Annotated in this window: 16 protein-coding genes and 3 pseudogenes; 12 read left to right on the top strand and 7 right to left on the bottom strand. The window is 58.6% G+C overall.

Translation table 11 applies throughout. The features are described 5' to 3' along the window. Positions 1 to 2 precede the first annotated feature (2 nt). A complete protein-coding gene (locus tag AC0L7L_RS07625; protein WP_473513171.1) occupies positions 3 to 449 on the top strand; it encodes a type II toxin-antitoxin system RatA family toxin in 447 nt (148 codons plus the stop codon). Here the strand turns inward: AC0L7L_RS07625 and AC0L7L_RS07620 are convergent. Continuing rightward, a complete protein-coding gene (locus tag AC0L7L_RS07620) occupies positions 440 to 934 on the bottom strand; it encodes a CinA family protein (RefSeq protein WP_272211226.1) in 495 nt (164 codons plus the stop codon). The genes AC0L7L_RS07625 and AC0L7L_RS07620 overlap by 10 nt on opposite strands. Further along, positions 931 to 2,142 (bottom strand): bifunctional 2-C-methyl-D-erythritol 4-phosphate cytidylyltransferase/2-C-methyl-D-erythritol 2,4-cyclodiphosphate synthase, encoded by a 1,212-nt coding sequence (locus AC0L7L_RS07615; RefSeq protein ID WP_272211225.1) that lies wholly within the window; start codon positions 2,140 to 2,142, stop codon positions 931 to 933. The genes AC0L7L_RS07620 and AC0L7L_RS07615 overlap by 4 nt, the downstream gene beginning before the upstream one ends. Positions 2,143 to 2,297: 155 nt before the next feature. On the opposite strand from AC0L7L_RS07615, the gene dusB reads away from it, so the two are divergent. From dusB to hflX, 9 genes and pseudogenes are all read left to right on the top strand, one after another. Next, a complete protein-coding gene (dusB, locus tag AC0L7L_RS07610; protein ID WP_473513169.1) occupies positions 2,298 to 3,305 on the top strand; it encodes a tRNA dihydrouridine synthase DusB in 1,008 nt (335 codons plus the stop codon). Continuing rightward, the gene (locus AC0L7L_RS07605; protein ID WP_473513167.1) at positions 3,302 to 4,444 is read left to right on the top strand and encodes a two-component system sensor histidine kinase NtrB; all 1,143 of its coding nucleotides are present in this window, start codon (positions 3,302 to 3,304) and stop codon (positions 4,442 to 4,444) included. The genes dusB and AC0L7L_RS07605 overlap by 4 nt, the downstream gene beginning before the upstream one ends. Beyond that, a complete protein-coding gene (ntrC, locus tag AC0L7L_RS07600; protein WP_473513165.1) occupies positions 4,441 to 5,895 on the top strand; it encodes a nitrogen regulation protein NR(I) in 1,455 nt (484 codons plus the stop codon). Before AC0L7L_RS07605 ends, ntrC begins: the two co-directional genes overlap by 4 nt. Before the next feature lie 164 nt (positions 5,896 to 6,059). After that, complete coding sequence (locus AC0L7L_RS07595; RefSeq protein ID WP_473513163.1) at positions 6,060 to 8,372, top strand: sensor histidine kinase NtrY-like; 2,313 nt, start codon at positions 6,060 to 6,062, stop codon at positions 8,370 to 8,372. Next, positions 8,317 to 9,573, top strand: a pseudogene (locus AC0L7L_RS07590) (response regulator). The gene AC0L7L_RS07595 and the pseudogene AC0L7L_RS07590 overlap by 56 nt, the downstream one beginning before the upstream one ends. 47 nt (positions 9,574 to 9,620) lie before the next feature. Further along, positions 9,621 to 9,725 carry a helix-turn-helix domain-containing protein gene (locus AC0L7L_RS07585; protein WP_473513821.1) on the top strand — a complete coding sequence of 35 codons (105 nt, stop codon included), beginning with the start codon at positions 9,621 to 9,623 and terminating at the stop codon, positions 9,723 to 9,725. Positions 9,726 to 9,788: 63 nt separating this feature from the next. Next, positions 9,789 to 11,166 (top strand): annotated as a pseudogene (gene trkA / locus AC0L7L_RS07580) (Trk system potassium transporter TrkA). Positions 11,167 to 11,339: 173 nt separating this feature from the next. Then, positions 11,340 to 11,582: an RNA chaperone Hfq gene (hfq, locus tag AC0L7L_RS07575; RefSeq protein ID WP_272211215.1), complete on the top strand. Its 243-nt coding sequence runs from the start codon at positions 11,340 to 11,342 to the stop codon at positions 11,580 to 11,582. 14 nt (positions 11,583 to 11,596) lie between these two features. Next, a complete protein-coding gene (gene hflX, locus AC0L7L_RS07570; protein ID WP_473513819.1) occupies positions 11,597 to 12,952 on the top strand; it encodes a GTPase HflX in 1,356 nt (451 codons plus the stop codon). Here hflX and AC0L7L_RS07565 read toward each other — a convergent pair. From AC0L7L_RS07565 to AC0L7L_RS07545, 5 genes and pseudogenes are all read right to left on the bottom strand, one after another. After that, entirely contained in the window at positions 12,941 to 13,330 is a 390-nt protein-coding gene (locus AC0L7L_RS07565; protein ID WP_272211213.1) for a carboxymuconolactone decarboxylase family protein, read from the bottom strand. The genes hflX and AC0L7L_RS07565 overlap by 12 nt on opposite strands. Continuing rightward, entirely contained in the window at positions 13,317 to 13,700 is a 384-nt protein-coding gene (locus AC0L7L_RS07560; RefSeq protein ID WP_272211212.1) for a MerR family transcriptional regulator, read from the bottom strand. The genes AC0L7L_RS07565 and AC0L7L_RS07560 overlap by 14 nt, the downstream gene beginning before the upstream one ends. A 104-nt stretch (positions 13,701 to 13,804) precedes the next feature. Beyond that, complete coding sequence (gene mazG / locus AC0L7L_RS07555; RefSeq protein WP_473513160.1) at positions 13,805 to 14,638, bottom strand: nucleoside triphosphate pyrophosphohydrolase; 834 nt, start codon at positions 14,636 to 14,638, stop codon at positions 13,805 to 13,807. A 28-nt stretch (positions 14,639 to 14,666) separates the two neighbouring features. Beyond that, a pseudogene (locus AC0L7L_RS07550) lies at positions 14,667 to 15,255 on the bottom strand (deaminase). After that, positions 15,212 to 15,406: a hypothetical protein gene (locus AC0L7L_RS07545; RefSeq protein WP_272211208.1), complete on the bottom strand. Its 195-nt coding sequence runs from the start codon at positions 15,404 to 15,406 to the stop codon at positions 15,212 to 15,214. Before AC0L7L_RS07545 ends, AC0L7L_RS07550 begins: the two are co-directional and overlap by 44 nt. A 67-nt stretch (positions 15,407 to 15,473) precedes the next feature. On the opposite strand from AC0L7L_RS07545, the gene cysG reads away from it, so the two are divergent. After that, positions 15,474 to 16,925 carry a siroheme synthase CysG gene (gene cysG / locus AC0L7L_RS07540; RefSeq protein ID WP_272211207.1) on the top strand — a complete coding sequence of 484 codons (1,452 nt, stop codon included), beginning with the start codon at positions 15,474 to 15,476 and terminating at the stop codon, positions 16,923 to 16,925. Continuing rightward, on the top strand, positions 16,915 to 17,232 hold the full coding sequence (locus AC0L7L_RS07535) for a DUF2849 domain-containing protein (RefSeq protein ID WP_272211206.1): 318 nt from the start codon (positions 16,915 to 16,917) through the stop codon (positions 17,230 to 17,232). The genes cysG and AC0L7L_RS07535 overlap by 11 nt, the downstream gene beginning before the upstream one ends. The last annotated feature ends 1 nt before the right edge of the window (position 17,233 follow it).

Raw genomic sequence — 17,233 nt, 5'->3', positions numbered from 1 at the left:
CCATGCCCGAGTTTACGACAACACGACATGTCCACCATTCAGCCGACCGGATGTTCGACCTCGTAGCAGATGTTGAGCGCTATCCGGAATTTCTGCCGCTTTGCGAAGCCCTATCGGTGCGCTCATCGCGGGAGAAAGACGGAAAGACACTGCTGATTGCCGACATGACGGTTGGCTACAAGGGAATCCGCGAGACCTTTACGACACAGGTGCTTTTGAATCGAGAGGAGCGCCGCATCGATGTGAGCTATGTCGATGGCCCGTTTCGGTTTCTGGACAACCGCTGGCATTTCGAGCCGGAAGGCGAGACCACCTGTGCTGTGAACTTCTATATCAATTACGAGTTCAAGAACCGCATACTCGGAGCGATGATGGGCTCGATGTTCGACCGGGCCTTTCGAAAGTTCTCCGAAGCCTTTGAAGGTCGCGCCGACGCGATCTACGACTGAATAAGGCCTTCCAGCATGCCGAGCGCGGTCTGTACCGTGGCAATGCGTATGCCATCGCGGCCGATGTTGCCATAGCGGCTCTCAATGTGATGCAGGCGGCCCTTGCGGTCCCGCGCGGCAAGGTGAACGAGCCCGACAGGCTTTTCAGATGTCCCACCCGACGGTCCGGCAATTCCGGTGACGGCGATGGCAAGATCCGCACCGGAGCGCCAGAGCGCGCCAGCCGACATCTGCAGAGCGGTTTCGCGCGAAACCGCCCCGAATCTCGAAAGCGTAACCGTGCTGACGCCAAGCATGTCGATCTTTGCCTGGTTCGAATAGGTGACGTATCCCCGATCCACGACTGCAGACGAACCCGCGATATCGGTCAGCGCACTGACGATCATGCCTCCGGTACAGCTCTCCGCGGTGGCGATGGTTTTGCCGGCCTGCGTGCAGTGCGCGACCAGAAGCCGTGCTCGTTCTTCGATATCGGCGTTGATCATCGTATGTTTCCGTAACTGACGCTTGCCGTGGCAATGGCGGCAATGCCTTCCTTCCGGCCGACAAAGCCAATGGTTTCATTCGTCGTCGCCTTGACCGAGCAGCGCACAAGGTCAATGCCGAGACAGTTGGCAATCTTTTCGCGCATCCGGGCGCGGTGAGGGCCGATCTTCGGTTCTTCTGCGATGAGGCTGACATCGGCGTTGAGGATCACGCCACCATTGTCGCGCACGATCTTTGCAGCATGGGCAAGGAAGGTGTTTGACGCCGCACCCTTCCATTGCGGATCGGAGGGCGGGAAATGATCGCCGATATCACCTGCGCCGCAGGTCGCCAGCAATGCGTCGGTCAGAGCGTGGAAGGCCACGTCGGCATCAGAGTGGCCGGACAGCGACATTTCGTAGGGGATGTGAATGCCGCAAAGCGTCACGCCATCACCGGGCACAAGCTTGTGAACGTCATAGCCGTTTCCGGTGCGGATATCGGCTATCATATTGCGGGTAAGTTTTTCATCGGCCATGGCGATGTCCCTCCGGAAGGTCAGCTTCACATTATCGGCAAGGCCAGCCACCAGCCGGACATCAAGACCGGCCCATTCGGCGATGCCGGAATCATCGGTAAAGTCGAGGCGGTTTTCGGACGCTGCCTTCCGGTGTGCGGCCAGGATGACCTCAAAGCCGAACGCCTGTGGCGTCTGGGCGGCAAACAGCCCCGCGCGCGGCACTGTGCCGGCAACCATTTTGTTTGAGTCCGCACTTTTCAGCGTGTCTGCAACGGCCGTGGCCGGCAAAACGGCATCGGCGCCAGACCGCAGCGCCACGCAGACGCGCTCAAGCATTGCGGTGTCGAAGAATGGCCGCACGGCATCATGAATCAGCACATGACTGGGCTTTGCTGCTGCTAAGGTCTCTATGCCGTTCAAAACCGATTGCTGCCGCGTTGCACCACCATGTACAAAACGGATGTTTTCAGTCCCGCGCACATGCGACAGAGCGTCGCGGAACAGGGCCTCATCGTCCCGGTGGATGACCACGACAATACCCGCAGTGGCGCCGCCCCAATCGACAAAACCTGAAAGCGTGTGGGAAATCACAGGGATACCGCCGATAAGGCGATATTGTTTCGGTCCTTCGCCGGGGGCTCCCGCCCTTTCTCCCCGGCCTGCGGCGACCACGACAACGCCTGGACTGAAGCTTTTGCCTGTTGTCATGATCAGATATGACCCTGTCTGTTGATTCCAATTGGCGCGAACTTACCTCGATTGCTCCAATTTTCCAGCATATGCCTAAATTTTGTGAGGTGCCGGCGAAATCGCTTGGCAAAGGGTACCGACTTGTCTAAAAATAGGGCAAAGTGACGTACTGCATGAAAGATAGCCATTTGCCTCACCGTAATCCATCAGATTCCTTCGAGATCGGCAATATTCGAATCCGCAATCGCGTCGTTCTGGCGCCGATGTCGGGTGTGACTGATCTGCCTTTCCGGAAACTCGCTTTCCGCTTCGGGGCTGGGCTTGTCGTCACCGAAATGATTGCAAGCCGCGAGCTGACGTTCAACACGGCGGAAAGCTGGGTACGCCTGGAAGGGGCCGGGCTCAAGCCGCATGTGGTTCAGCTTGCCGGTCGTGATCCGGCATTCATGGCGGAGGCAGCCCGTATTGCCGAGGCGAATGGTGCCGATATTGTCGATATCAATATGGGCTGCCCGGCCAAGAAGGTTGTCGGCGGCTACACCGGCTCGGCGCTGATGCGCGAGCCGGAGCGCGCGCTTGCCATTGTCGAAGCAACTGTTGCCGCCGTCAGTGTGCCCGTCACCGTGAAAATGCGGCTCGGCTGGGATCATGACAGCCTGAACGCCCGCTACCTGGCCGCCCGTGCGGAACAGGCTGGTGCGCAGGCCATCACGGTTCACGGCCGCACACGCATGCAGTTTTACAAGGGCAGCGCCGACTGGGATGCGGTTGAAGCGGTTGCCGACGTCATCAACATTCCCTTCATCGCCAATGGTGACATCGAAAGCCGCGGCGACGTCGAAAACCTGCTGTCCCGCCCCGGCATTACCGCGGTGATGACCGGACGCGCCTGCCAGGGCCGACCGTGGCATGTCGGCTTCCTCGCCGGAGCCGAAGATCTGCCATATGTTACCAAGATTGAAATCGTGCTTGAACACTACAGCGACATGCTGTCGTTTTACGGAACCGAAACTGGTGTGCGTCACGCCCGCAAGCATCTCGGGTGGTATATCCAACAGCTTGCGCCGGGTATCGACGGCACTGAAAGAGCACAAATCATGACAGAGACACATCCCGATCGCGTTGTTACGCGGCTTGCCGCGTTGCTGGGCCACGCGCACGAGCAAAGGAAGGCCGCATGACCACCGATAATGGCGGTATGCGCAAGGCCGCCGAAATGGTTGCTCTCGAAGTTCTGAACGCAATCCAGAACCCGGTTGTCCTGATCGAAGGGAACGGCCGCATTTCCTACACCAACTGGGAAGCTGAGGTGTTTTTCGGCGCCAGTGCTGCGCATCTTGCGCGCAAGGCCCTGTCCGACATCATTCCCTTCGACAGCCCGCTGCTGGCATTGATTGCCCAGGTGCGTGAACGTCGTGCGCCGGTCAATGAATATCGTGTCGACCTTTCTTCGCCACGCCTCGGCCAGGACAAGCTCGTCGATATCTATGTTGCCCCGGTGGGCGAGGATGGCTCGATCGTCCTCGTTTTCCAGGTGCGCTCCATGGCCGACAAGATCGACCGTCAGCTCGTGCATCGCGCGGCTGCGCGCTCGGTTACGGGACTTGCATCGATGCTGGCGCATGAGATCAAGAACCCGCTTTCAGGCATACGTGGCGCGGCGCAATTGCTGGAAACCAATGCCAGTGACGAAGACCGGGCGCTGACCCGTCTGATCTGCGATGAAACCGACCGGATCGTTTCTCTCGTTGATCGTATGGAAGTGTTTTCGGACGAGCGCCCGATCGACCGCGTGCCGCTCAATATCCACTCGGTGCTCGACCATGTGAAAGCATTGGCCAAGGCGGGCTTTGCCCGCAAAATCAAGATCACCGAGGAATACGATCCGTCCTTGCCGCAGATATTTGCCAATCGCGACCAGATGGTCCAGGTGTTCCTCAATCTGATCAAGAACGCTTCGGAAGCCGTTGGCGACAAGCCGGATGGCGAGATTATCCTGACCTCGGCCTACAGGCCCGGTATCCGCATGTCGGTGGCCGGAACGCGGGAAAAGATCTCGCTGCCGCTCGAATTCTGCGTTCAAGATAATGGACCGGGCGTTCCGCCCGATCTCATGCAGCATTTGTTCGATCCCTTCATTACCACCAAACCCAATGGCACGGGACTGGGGCTCGCCCTGGTTGCCAAGATCATCGGAGCACATGGCGGAATCATCGAGTGCGAGAACATGCACGGGCGCACGACATTCCGGATTCTAATGCCCGTCTCCAAGGATGTCCTGCCGGGGCAGGCCGAGCCGAAAATGGAAAACGACCAATGACAGCCACGATACTTGTCGCAGATGATGACGCAGCCATCCGCACCGTGCTGAATCAGGCGCTGAGCCGCGCCGGTTACGATGTCCGGATCACCTCCAATGCCGCAACGCTGTGGCGCTGGGTTTCCTCGGGTGAAGGCGATCTGGTGCTGACCGACGTGGTCATGCCGGACGAAAACGCCTTCGACCTTCTGCCGCGCATCAAGAAATCGCGCCCGGAACTCCCCGTGATCGTGATGAGCGCACAGAATACCTTCATGACAGCGGTGCGGGCCTCGGAGAAGGGCGCTTACGACTATTTGCCCAAGCCCTTCGACCTGACAGAGCTCATTGCGATCGTCGGCAGAGCGCTGTCCGAGCCCAAACGCAAGCCTGCGCCGCTCGGTGACGACATGCAGGACGGGATGCCCCTTGTTGGCCGCTCCGCTGCCATGCAGGAAATCTACCGGGTTCTTGCCCGACTGATGCAGACCGATCTGACGCTGATGATCACTGGCGAATCGGGGACTGGTAAGGAATTGGTGGCCCGCGCACTGCATGATTACGGCAAACGCCGCAATGGCCCCTTCGTGGCGATCAACATGGCGGCAATCCCGCGCGACCTGATCGAATCGGAACTGTTCGGCCACGAGAAAGGTGCCTTCACCGGTGCCCAGACCCGTTCATCCGGTCGTTTCGAGCAGGCCGAGGGCGGTACGCTGTTTCTCGACGAGATCGGCGATATGCCGATGGATGCGCAGACTAGATTGTTGCGCGTGCTCCAGCAGGGCGAATATACCACGGTGGGTGGCCGTACGCCGATCCGCACTGATGTTCGCATCGTCGCCGCGACCAACAAGGATCTCAAGCAATCGATCCACCAGGGGCTGTTCCGCGAAGATCTCTATTACCGGCTCAACGTGGTGCCACTGAGGCTGCCGCCGCTGCGCGAGCGTTCCGAGGATATCGGTGATCTGGTGCGCCATTTCGTCAATGAAGGCGAGGTTGAGGGCCTCGGTGGCAAGCGCTTCGAGCAGGCTGCACTCGACGCCATGAAGGCCTTCCCATGGCCCGGCAACGTCCGTGAGCTGGAAAACCTCGTGCGCCGCCTGATGGCACTTTATCCGCAGGAGATGATTACCCGCGAAATCGTTGATCAGGAGCTGCAGGCCGACCAGCCTGATGCGCCTGCTGAGGGTGCGCAGGTCAGAGGCGGCATGCCGACCATCGCACAGGCGGTCGAGGAGAACATGCGCAGTTATTTCGCAAGCTTCGGCGAAAGCCTTCCGCCGCCGGGCCTCTACGAGCGTGTCCTGAACGAAGTTGAATATCCGCTGATCCTGGCTGCACTCACGGCAACGCGCGGCAACCAGATCCGGGCCGCCGATTTGCTTGGGCTCAACCGTAACACGCTGCGCAAGAAAATCCGGGAACTTGGTGTATCGGTCTATCGCAGCTCCCGCAGTTCCTCCTGACGTCGCCGTTTCACCGGAGCTGAAAAGCTTTCCGTTGCATTTGTGCCACATTCTGTTGCATATCCTCATCAGGGATGGAATCGCACCAGCGGCACTCGCCCAGGCCACGCTCGGCCTTCGACGCTTGTATAACGGGCGGGGAAAGGTGTTTGAGAACGGTAGGCATGACGGCAGACAACAGCAACGCAGACGGTGTTTTTGACACGCCTCCGGAAGAAGACAGGGCGACGAGCGGCGACGCGGCCTATGGGCGCGGCGGCGCCCGCGCTATTCTGACATCACCGGGCATGTTCCTCGTTGTTGGAGCTCTTTTGACAGCGTTTCTCTCGCTGTTCGTGCTCCTTGGCTTCACGCCGATTAACCCGACCGGTCACGTTGTTGCCGGGCTTGTCGCCGCAAACTCGTTCTTTGTGCTGGCGATGATCTTCCTGATCAGCCGCGAAGTCGTCACCTTGCTGAAAGCGCGCCGCCGCGGCCGTGCGGCGGCCCAGCTTCATATCAGGATCGTTGCGCTGTTTTCGATTGTGGCGGTGACGCCGGCAATCGTCGTTGCGATCTTTGCGACGCTGACGCTCAATGCCGGTCTCGACCGCTGGTTCGCGCTCAGAACCCAGTCGATCGTGCAATCATCATTGAATGTTGCACAGGCCTACATGATGGAGAATGCGAGCTATCTGCAGGGGCAGACGCTCTCCATGGGCAACGACCTAGAGCGCAATCGATCGCTCTATTTTCTCGATAGAACCGGGTTTGCTGACCTGATGACGCGTCAGGCCCGCGGGCGCGGCCTGCTCGGGGCTTTTTTGATGCGCGACGACGGCAGCGTCATCGTTGAGGCCGATCTCGGCGAAGAGGCGATATTGCCGGATATTCCGGACGACGCGCTGGAAAAGGCGGCAACCGGAACCCCGACCCTCATTCCGCCGGGCGAGACCAATCTCGTGGGCGCCATCATCGCGCTTGAGGCAATTCCGAACAGCCTCCTCTATACGGTGCGTGCGGTGGACCCGAACGTAATGGGCGCCATGCGGATGATCGAGGACAATTTCTCCGAATACTCGACGATGGAGGAGGGGCGTTTCTCGATCCAGGTGGCGTTTGCCGTGCTCTATCTCGGTTTCGCGCTGATTGTGCTGCTTGCGGCAATATGGACGGGGATTGCCGTAGCAGACCGGATCGTTCTGCCAATCCGGCTTCTGATCGGGGCGGCCGACCAGGTTGCGTCGGGCGATATGAAGGTCGTCGTGCCCGTGCGCACGATCGACGGCGATGTCGGTCGTCTTTCCAGCACATTCAACAAGATGATTGCGGAAATTCACGCGCAGCAGCGCGAAATCCTGCTGGCCAAGGACGAGGTTGACAATCGCCGGCGCTTTATCGAGGCGGTGCTGTCCGGTGTCACGGCCGCCGTGATCGGTGTCGATGACAGTCGAACCGTTACAATTGTCAACATCTCCGCCGAACAGCTTCTGGCTGCCAGCAGCGACGAACTGATCGGGCGCAGACTTGCCGATATTTCACCCGAGATTGACATGGTGATGACCGCTGCGATGCGGCGACGGCGCCAGAATTTTCGTCGGCAGATCAATCTGTTCCGGCTCGGCAAGGAGCGGACACTCTCTGTCCAGGTCACGCGCGAGGATTCCCGCAACGCGACGAATTCCTATGTCATCACGCTCGACGATATTACGGATCTGATCATCGCCCAGCGTTCTACGGCCTGGGCCGATGTGGCTCGCCGGATCGCCCACGAGATCAAAAATCCTCTGACACCGATTCAGTTGTCCGCTGAACGGATCAAACGGCGTTTCGGTCGAAAGATCGAGGATGAGGAGGATCGCAGGGTTTTCGATCAATGTACTGATACAATCGTACGTCAGGTCGGCGACATCGGGCGCATGGTCGACGAGTTTTCGTCTTTCGCGCGCATGCCGAAGCCGTCGAAAACGGCTGGCGACCTGCGCACCATCCTTGCAGACGCCGTGTTCCTTCTGGAGATAGGACGCACCGATATTACCTTTATTCGCGAGTTCGGCGATACCCCCCTTGAGGGCTCTTTCGACGATAGAATGCTCGGCCAGGCCTTCGGAAATCTTATAAAGAATGCTGCAGAAGCTATTGAGAATGTTTCGAAAGATGAACGTGAGGTCGAGCGAAAAATTCTCGTTCGGGCGCGCTTTGACAAGGCTAGGGATCGCTACATCATCGATTTCATAGACAGCGGTAAAGGCCTGCCGGTCGAGAACCGTCACATGATCCTTGAACCGTACATTACAATGCGCGAAAAAGGCACGGGGCTTGGTCTTGCGATTGTCCGCAAGATCATTGAAGAACATGGCGGCAAGCTGGAGTTGCACGATGCGCCGGCAGATTTCGCCGGCGGCCGTGGGGCAATGATTCGTGTCGAACTGCCACATTTTCATGATGGCGAGCGGATGCGAGGGGAAACCGATAAGGAAGAACAAGATGGCCTCTGATATTCTCGTTGTCGATGACGAGGCGGATATCCGCGATATCGTTTCTGGTATTTTGTCTGACGAAGGCCACGAGACGCGGGTTGCCCACGACAGTGACAGCGCGCTTACCGCGATTTCCGACCGAGTGCCGCGCCTGATCTTCCTCGATATCTGGATGCAAGGAAGTCGCCTTGACGGGTTGGCGCTTCTTGAGGAGATCAAGTCGCGATATCCGGATCTCCCGGTGGTGATGATCTCCGGGCATGGCAACATCGAAACCGCCGTTTCCTCTATTAAGCGCGGCGCCTTCGACTTCATCGAGAAGCCGTTCAAGGCCGACAGGCTGGTTCTGATCGCAGAGCGCGCGCTTGAGAATTCGCGGCTGAAGTCGGAAGTTCTGGAGCTGAAGCGCAAGAGTGGCGATCCGGACGAACTGGTCGGTTCATCGCTTCTGGTCTCGCAACTGCGTCAGACCGTGGAAAAGGTCGGACCGACCAACAGCCGGGTAATGATCTTCGGCGGCTCGGGTTCCGGCAAGGAAATCGTCGCGCGGCTGATGCACCAAAAAGCCTCCGCGCAGAAGCGCCGTTTGTGGCGCTGAATGCTGCTGCAATCACACCGGAGAACATGGAAACTGAGCTGTTCGGTGTCGAACCCGGAGGTGGCAGAAGCCGCAAGACCGGCGCGCTGGAACGGGCGCATCGCGGCACGCTTTACCTCGACGAAGTTGGCGAAATGCCGCCTGAGACGCAGAAGAAAATCCTGCGCGTTTTGGTGGATCAGCAATTCGAACGAGTCGGTGGCAGCCGGCGAGTTTCTGTAGACGTCAGGATCCTGTCTTCCACCGCACTCGACCTCAAGCCACTCATTGATGAGGGCCGGTTCCGCCAGGACTTGTTCCATCGTCTCGCCGTCGTACCGGTGCGTATTCCCGCGCTCGCCGAGCGGCGTGAGGATATTCCGTTTCTTGTCGATTTCATTATGCGGCAGCTCTGTGAGCAGGCTGGCACCCGACAGCGCCGGATCGGCGATGACGCCATGGCGATCCTTCAGGCGCACGACTGGCCGGGCAATATACGGCAGCTGCGCAACAATCTCGAGCGGCTCCTGATCCTCTCCCGCGAAGAAGACGCGTCGACGCCGATCAGCGCCAGTCTTCTGCCCGCCGATCTTTCCGACGTGCTGCCGCAGATTCAGGCTTCGGGCGATGCCCATATCATGACGCTTCCGCTCAGAGAGGCGCGCGAACGCTTTGAGCGCGACTACCTGATGGCTCAGATCAATCGTTTCGGCGGAAACATTTCGCGCACAGCGGAGTTTGTGGGGATGGAACGCTCCGCACTGCACCGCAAGCTGAAGTCCCTTGGCATCTGACAGAGAACCGGGCAAATTGCGGCCAGTTGAACCACCAGAATTTTTAACCCCAGAGGGCCCCCGATGAAGATCATTATCTGCGGAGCGGGCCAGGTTGGCTTCGGTATCGCTGAACGCCTGTCCCAGGAATATAACGATGTTTCCGTTATCGATACCTCGGCCTCGCTGATCACCGCCATTACCGAACTTCTCGACGTGCGCGGATATGTTGGGCATGGCGCGCATCCGGATGTGCTGGCTAAGGCAGGCGCCGACCAGGCCGATATGATTATCGCCGTGACGCTGCACGACGAAATCAACATGGTTGCCTGCCAGGTTGCCCATTCGCTGTTCAACGTGCCCACAAAAATCGCCCGAGATCCGCTCGCAGAGCTATCTGCACTCGCATTATTCCGACCTGTTTTCGCGCGATCATATGCCGATTGATGTGACGATTTCGCCCGAAGTCGAAGTCGGCAAAATGGTGCTGCGACGCATATCGTTTCCGGGCGCGACCGACATCGTTCGCTTTGCCGATGAGAAGATCGCGATGCTGGCGGTCGAATGCAATGATGACTGCCCGGTGCTGAACACGCCTTTGATGCAGCTGAGCCAGCTGTTTCCCGATCTGAACGCCACTGTGACCGGGATTTATCGCGATGACGAAGTTATCATTCCCCATTCGACGGACCAGATTCTCGCCGGTGATCTCGTCTATGTCGTTTGCGAACAGGAGCATATTCGCCGCACCCTGGCGCTCTTCGGGCACGAAGAGCAGGAGGCCCGCCGGATCGTGATCGCCGGCGGTGGTAATATCGGTTTCTTCGTCGCGAAATCGATTGAGGAGTTACAGCCAAAAACCCGCATCAAGATGATCGAGCTCGACCGTGAAAAGGCCATCGCGGTATCGGACGCGCTGCACCACGGCATCGTATTGCAGGGATCGGCGCTCGACCAGAACATCATGATTCAGGCCGACGTTCCAGATGCGCATCTGATGGTTGCGCTGACCAATAACGACCAGACCAATATCCTTGCCTCTGTTATCGCCAAGCAGCTTGGTTGCAAGTCAAATCTGGCACTGCTCAACAATCCCTCCTTCCACGAAGTCACAAAATCGCTGGGGATCGACGCCTATATCAACCCGAGGGCCGTCACGATTTCCCGCGTCCTTCAGCATGTCCGCAAGGGTCGAATCCGCTCCGTCTATGCCGTGCAGAAGGGAGCGGCAGAGGTTATCGAGGCAGAAGCGCTGACGACCTCGCCGCTGGTCGGCACCCCATTTCGCGATCTTGATCTGCCCGAGGGGATTCGTATCGGCGCCGTTTATCGTGGTGAAGAAATCCTGCGCCCGACCGGCGACCTGAAGATCAAGCCGCATGACCGCGTTATCCTGTTCGCGGTCGCTTCCGCCGTCCGGCATGTGGAGCAGCTCTTCCGGGTCTCGATCCAGTATTTCTAGCCGTGTGGTGCCGTTGAGCTCTATTGCACTGCCGCCAAAGGTTTTTGGCCGTTGCGGAAGCGCTTTCAATTTGCTACGACCTGAAGCCGACTGGTTGATTGCGTGTTTTGCGAGCAACTATGATGAGATGGAAACCGGCCCTTGGCCGGCAAAAGTAAGAAAGAAGCGGCGCCATGGCGGAACGTTCTCAGAATCTGCAGGATGTTTTTCTCAATACTGTCCGGAAACAGAAAATCTCCCTGACGATTTTTCTTATCAACGGCGTGAAACTGACCGGAGTGGTCACGTCCTTTGACAATTTTTGCGTGTTGCTGCGTCGCGACGGACATTCCCAGCTGGTCTACAAGCATGCGATCTCAACGATCATGCCGGGACAGCCGGTGCAGATGTTCGAAAATGATGACAGCGCCTCTTGATGCGGTGAATTTCAATTTCCGATACCTTTTTTCCTGAAAGCGAATACGAGAACCGGGATTCGTCCCGGACGCTCGTAATCGTTCCCGTCATCAAACGCCATAAGGGCGGAGATGGCGAAGGCTCTTCACGCACGCCCGAAAGCAGGGTGCAGGAAGCTGTTGGTCTCGCGCGTGCCATTGGGCTCGACGTTGTGGTCTCCGAGATCGTCACGGTTAACGACCCGCGGCCGGCGACCCTGCTCGGCACGGGCAAGATCAAGGAAATCGACGAGCTTCTGGACGGTCGTGACATCGGTCTGGTGATCGTTGATCACCCGCTGTCGCCGGTGCAGCAGCGCAATCTTGAAAAGGCCTGGGTTGCGAAGGTTATCGACCGCACCGGCCTGATCCTCGAAATCTTCGGCGAGCGCGCCTCGACCAAAGAAGGGCGCCTGCAAGTCGAGCTGGCGCATCTCAACTATCAGCGTGGCCGCTTGGTGCGGAGCTGGACCCATCTGGAGCGTCAGCGCGGTGGCGGCGGCTTCATGGGTGGTCCCGGCGAAACCCAGATCGAGGCCGACCGGCGCATGCTGCGCGAGCGTATCGTCAAGCTGGAACACGAACTTGAGCAGGTGGTCCGCACCCGAAAGCTTCACCGCTCCAAACGCAAAAAGGTGCCGCATCCGATCGTAGCACTTGTCGGCTATACCAATGCCGGCAAGTCGACACTGTTCAACCGCATTACCGGGGCAGGGGTGCTGGCGGAAGACATGTTGTTTGCGACGCTCGACCCGACACTGCGGCGGATGAAGCTGCCGCATGGCCGCACGGTCATCCTCTCCGACACTGTGGGCTTTATTTCAGACCTGCCGACACACCTCGTCGCCGCTTTCCGGGCAACGCTCGAAGAGGTTCTGGAGGCCGATCTCATTCTGCACGTCCGCGATATGTCCGACCCGGCACGTGATGCGCAGTCGGACGATGTAATGCGGATTCTCAGTGAGCTGGGTATCGACGAAAAGGCCCAGAACGAGCGTATCGTTGAAGTCTGGAACAAACTCGACTTGCTGGACGCCGAAGAGCATGATGCCCTGATGGCCCGGGCAGAGACGAGCGAGGCCGTTATGGGGGTTTCCGCCGTCACCGGCGAGGGCGTGGATGCGCTGGTAGACAAGATCGCGACACGGCTTGCCGGCGTTCTGACAGAAACGACCATAACGCTTTCCCCCGACCAGCTGCACCTTCTTCCCTGGATTTACGAGCATGCGCTTGTTGACGAACGCCGCGATCTTGAAGATGGCTCCGTCAGCCTTGATATCCGCGTTCCGGGACCGGAAGAACAGCGTCTGGAAAGCATGTTGACGGGGTCAGGATCACCCTCAGGGCAATGACTTCGCGGCAAACACATCCTTTGCCGCGAAAAGTCCGTTGAGGGCTGCCGGAAATCCGGCATAGACCGCCATTTGCATGATTGTTTCGGTGATTTCCTCACGGCTGACCCCGACATTGAGCGCTGCTTCGATGTGCACCTTCAATTGCGGGGTGGCATTGCCGAGCGCCGTCAGCGCCGCAACGGTTGCAATTTCGCGCTCACGCAGGCCTAGGCCTTTACGGCTATAGATATCGCCGAAAGCGAACTCCAGAAGATAGCGCGCGAAATCTGGCGCGATGTCTGCCAGCGAGTCGATGACCTTCTGTCCGGCCTCACCGTCGATTTCTGCAAGCGCGCGTTTTCCGCGTTCAAGTCGTGTGTTGTCATGGTCCGTCATTGTGCTTTCCGTCCTGTTTCTCGCTGCTGCTGGCGTAGCCGGCAATTTTGGCGTCGAGGACTTCAAGACAGGCACGAAGCTCGGTGACATGGGCGCGCACGACATCACGATGCTCTTCGAGCAGGCGCTGGCGTTGACCGTCGCTCTCAGGCCCCAGCTTTCTGAGTGCCGCATATCGAAGCATCTGGCTTATCGGCATTCCCGTGGTCTTCAGGCGTCCCAGGAACTCGATCCATATCAGTATTGAGGCGTCGTAGTCACGGTGACCGGACTGATCCCGGTCGGCTCCGGGAAGCAGCCCGATTTTCTCGTAATACCGTATCGTATGGGCCGACAATCCGGACCGTTTCGCCAGTTCACCGATTTTCATAAAAACCCTGTTTTTCAGTCTCGACGCCACCGAGGTTAGGTGTTCGAGCACACTCTAAGTCAACAGGTATAAATCAAAGAAGCCATAAATCTTCGACCGACCGGCTAGCCGAGCTTGCGTTCAATTGCCTTGGCGTCCTGCCAGAGCGCTTCCATGCGCTCAAGCGTCGCCTCTTCGAGGCTCTCATGATTTTCCGCGAGGGACTGTTCTATATGGCTGAAACGACGCCGGAACTTTGTGTTCGTTCCGCGCAGTGCCTGTTCGGGATCGGTCTTTGTATGGCGACCGAGAGTGACGGCGGCAAAGATCAGGTCGCCGAGTTCATCGGCAATCTCAGTGCTGTTTCCGCTCAGAAGAGCCTGTCGCAGTTCGCCGATTTCTTCTTCGAACTTGTCGAGAATGGGATCTGGCTCAGACCAGTCGAAGCCGACGCGGGCGGCGTGTTCCTGGAGCTTCAGTGCTTCTGTCAGGGCAGGGAAGCTGCGCTGAACATGGCCGAGGTGACCAGATCTGAAGTCTTCCGTAAGGCCGCTTCTGGCGCGCCGTTCGGCACGTTCTGCCTTTTCCTGCCGTTTGATTTCGTCCCACTGGATTTTCACCGCTTCCGGTGTGTCGGCATCATTGCGGCCAAAGACATGCGGATGCCGGCGGATCATCTTCGACGTAACCGCCTGTACAACATCGCCAAAAGCGAACAGACCTTGTTCCTCGGCCATCCGCGCGTGAAAAACGACCTGCAGCAACAGGTCGCCAAGCTCGTCGCACAGATCGTCGAAATCCTTGCGCTCGATCGCATCGGCAACCTCATAGGCCTCTTCGATCGTATAGGGCTTGATGCTCTCGAAATCCTGCTTGATGTCCCAGGGGCAACCACTCTCGGGGTCGCGAAGGGCTGCCATGATGTCGATGAGGCGTTCGATTTCGCGTGAAGGCTCCACGGGGAATGGCTCCGTCTCTTCAGAAAGCTCAACCGAGCGGTATGTTGGCCTCGCCCTTATGCGACTGATATGTATTCGACGCAAGCGCGTAGGTCGCCTTGATTCGGGCAATTTGTTCGAGCGCGTGGCTTCTTGTCGGCTCCTCTGTTGTTTCGGCCATGTCGACGATTGAACGTGCATTGAAAAAGGCGTTCTGGCGGCGGTACCCGCCCGGCTCCAGCCCATAGAGTTCCTTCATGATTTTCAGGTCATGGGGGATGCCGAAGCTGTCACGCGAGATCCTCGTGACTGAAAAAGTAGAAATAGTTGTCAAAGCCGGCCCAGGTAATCGCCGACATGCACATCGTGCAGGGTTCGTGGGTGGAGAGGAACAGCAGTTCCTTCGTGTCAGGTGTGTCCGGCATCTCGTAAAACTGTTTCAGCGTGTGAACCTCGCCGTGCCAGAGCGGGTTGGAGGTCTCGTCATTGGTGCCGGCGATAACGAGAGACAGATCCGACTTCCTCAGAATGGCGGCGCCAAAGACCTTGTTGCCGGTCTTCACCCCTTGTGTGGTCAGGGGCAGAATATCGTTTTCAATAACGTTCAGCAGGCGTGCGGTCAGTTGAGCGTCGTTCATTCACGTTCCCTCTTGTTTTGTAGCGGTGGCCTTGTGCAGTTAAGAGGGCAATCAGCGCGTGCGCAAGAGAGACAATGCCTGCCACGGTTAAATTTGCTGCCACCACACCGGAATTGAGGAATGAAATGTTTTCCCGGGCAACGTCACGCATTTTCGTTTCTTCAAGCTAGCGGTTCGGCAGGTCATCATTCCGGCAGTTATGGAAGGACTGCTCAGAGATGGTCGCAAGAGAAGAATTGCTGTCGGCATTTCCGGCATTTTTCAGGGTCGAGGGCCGCAAGGTCGCGATTTTTGGTGGTGGCGCGGAGGCCTATGCCAAGGCACGTCTGATGGCAAAGACCAGTGCCGCCATCACGGCCTACGCCGAAAACCCGGACGAAGATTACCGGGTTTTTCTTCGCGAACATGGAGCCACGCTGGTTGAAGCGCCGTTTGTGGCGGCCCAGCTTGACGGTGCGGTTCTTGCTTTCGCCGCAAGCGGCGAACCGGAACAGGACCATATGATTGCAGACTGCGCCCGCGCGCTTTCCGTGCCGGTCAATGCCGTCGACCAGAAGGACGATTGCGATTTCTACACGCCTGCGCTGGTCGTCCGGCCGCCGGTTGCCATTGCAATCGGAACGGAGGGGGCAGGGCCGGTGCTGGCACAGATGATCCGGGCCCAGATCGATACCATCCTGCCGCGGTCGCTCGGGCCACTGGCGCGTCTTGCCGAGCGTCTGCGTGAAAAGGTCGATGTCAACATTCCGCGCGGCGCTGCCCGACGCGCCTTCTGGTCTCGTTTTTTCAACGGTTCGGTTGCCAATGCTGTCGAGAAGGGGCGGCTTCTGGAGGCCGAATGTCTGGCGGACGAGATCATCGCCGATGGTTCGGCCGTTTCCGGCCATGTGGCACTGGTTGGGGCCGGGCCGGGTGCTGAAGATCTGCTGACGATCCGCGCCCACCGGCTTTTGATGGAAGCCGATGTCATTGCCTATGATGCGCTGGTACCGCAGGAAGTGGTCGATATGGGCCGGCGCGATGCAGAACGGATCGCGGTTGGAAAACGCAAGAACTGCCATTCTAAGTCACAGAACGAAATCAATGACCTGCTGGTAAAACTTGCCAAAGAAGGCAAGCGTGTTGTGCGGCTGAAATCCGGCGACCCGCTGATTTTCGGCCGGGCCGGTGAGGAAATGGCGGCTTTGAGAGCCGCAGGCGTTTCCTATGAGGTCGTTCCCGGCATCACCTCTGCCTCGGCAGCGGCCGCCGATTTTGGCCTGCCGATGACGCTGAGAGGCGTTGCCTCGACACTGGTTTTTACGACCGGCCACGACCTTAATGGTGACACCTTGCCGGACTGGGCCGCTCTTGCGGTCCGGGGTGCCACCATTGCCGTCTATATGGGCCGTTCCGTTGCCGCCAAACTCGGTGCCCGGCTGCAAGAAGCAGGCGTGCCCGCGGACACCACGATTGCCGTTGTCGAAAACGCTAGCCGCAAGAACCGCCGGCTGTTTCACGGCGTACTCGCTGAACTGCCGTATCTTGAAGTGCGCGAGGACCTCACGGGCCCGGTAATGGTGATCATCGGAGATGCCGTTGCCGGCGCGAGCCTCGAGAATGCGAGTGCGCTTGCGCTCAACAACAACCTTGCCAAACAGAAACGCACGGGAGCTGTCCATGTCCGCTAAGGTTCTGACTGCCAACCGCCTGACCGACGGTCTTGCCGTCTGGCTCGATGCCAATGGCCGCTGGACACGCAATCTGCAACATGCGCTCGTCGCCCGTCACGACGCGGCCATCGCAAGCCTCGATGACATCGGCAAGCGCGATTTTTCCGGCAACCTGATTGTCGATGTTGCGGTCATCGATGTCGAGGAGCGTCCCGACGGCCGCATCTGGCCGCTGAGACTGCGCGAACGCATTCGCGCCGAAGGGCCGACGATCCCTTACGCTGCAGGCTTTGAGCCGGCCCAACCTGAAAATGTGGAGGCCTGAG

Source organism: Martelella sp. K41-7 (assembly GCF_055808365.1).
Note: the sequence above shows the minus strand (reverse complement) of the source record. Positions and strands in the feature narration are given on the sequence as shown.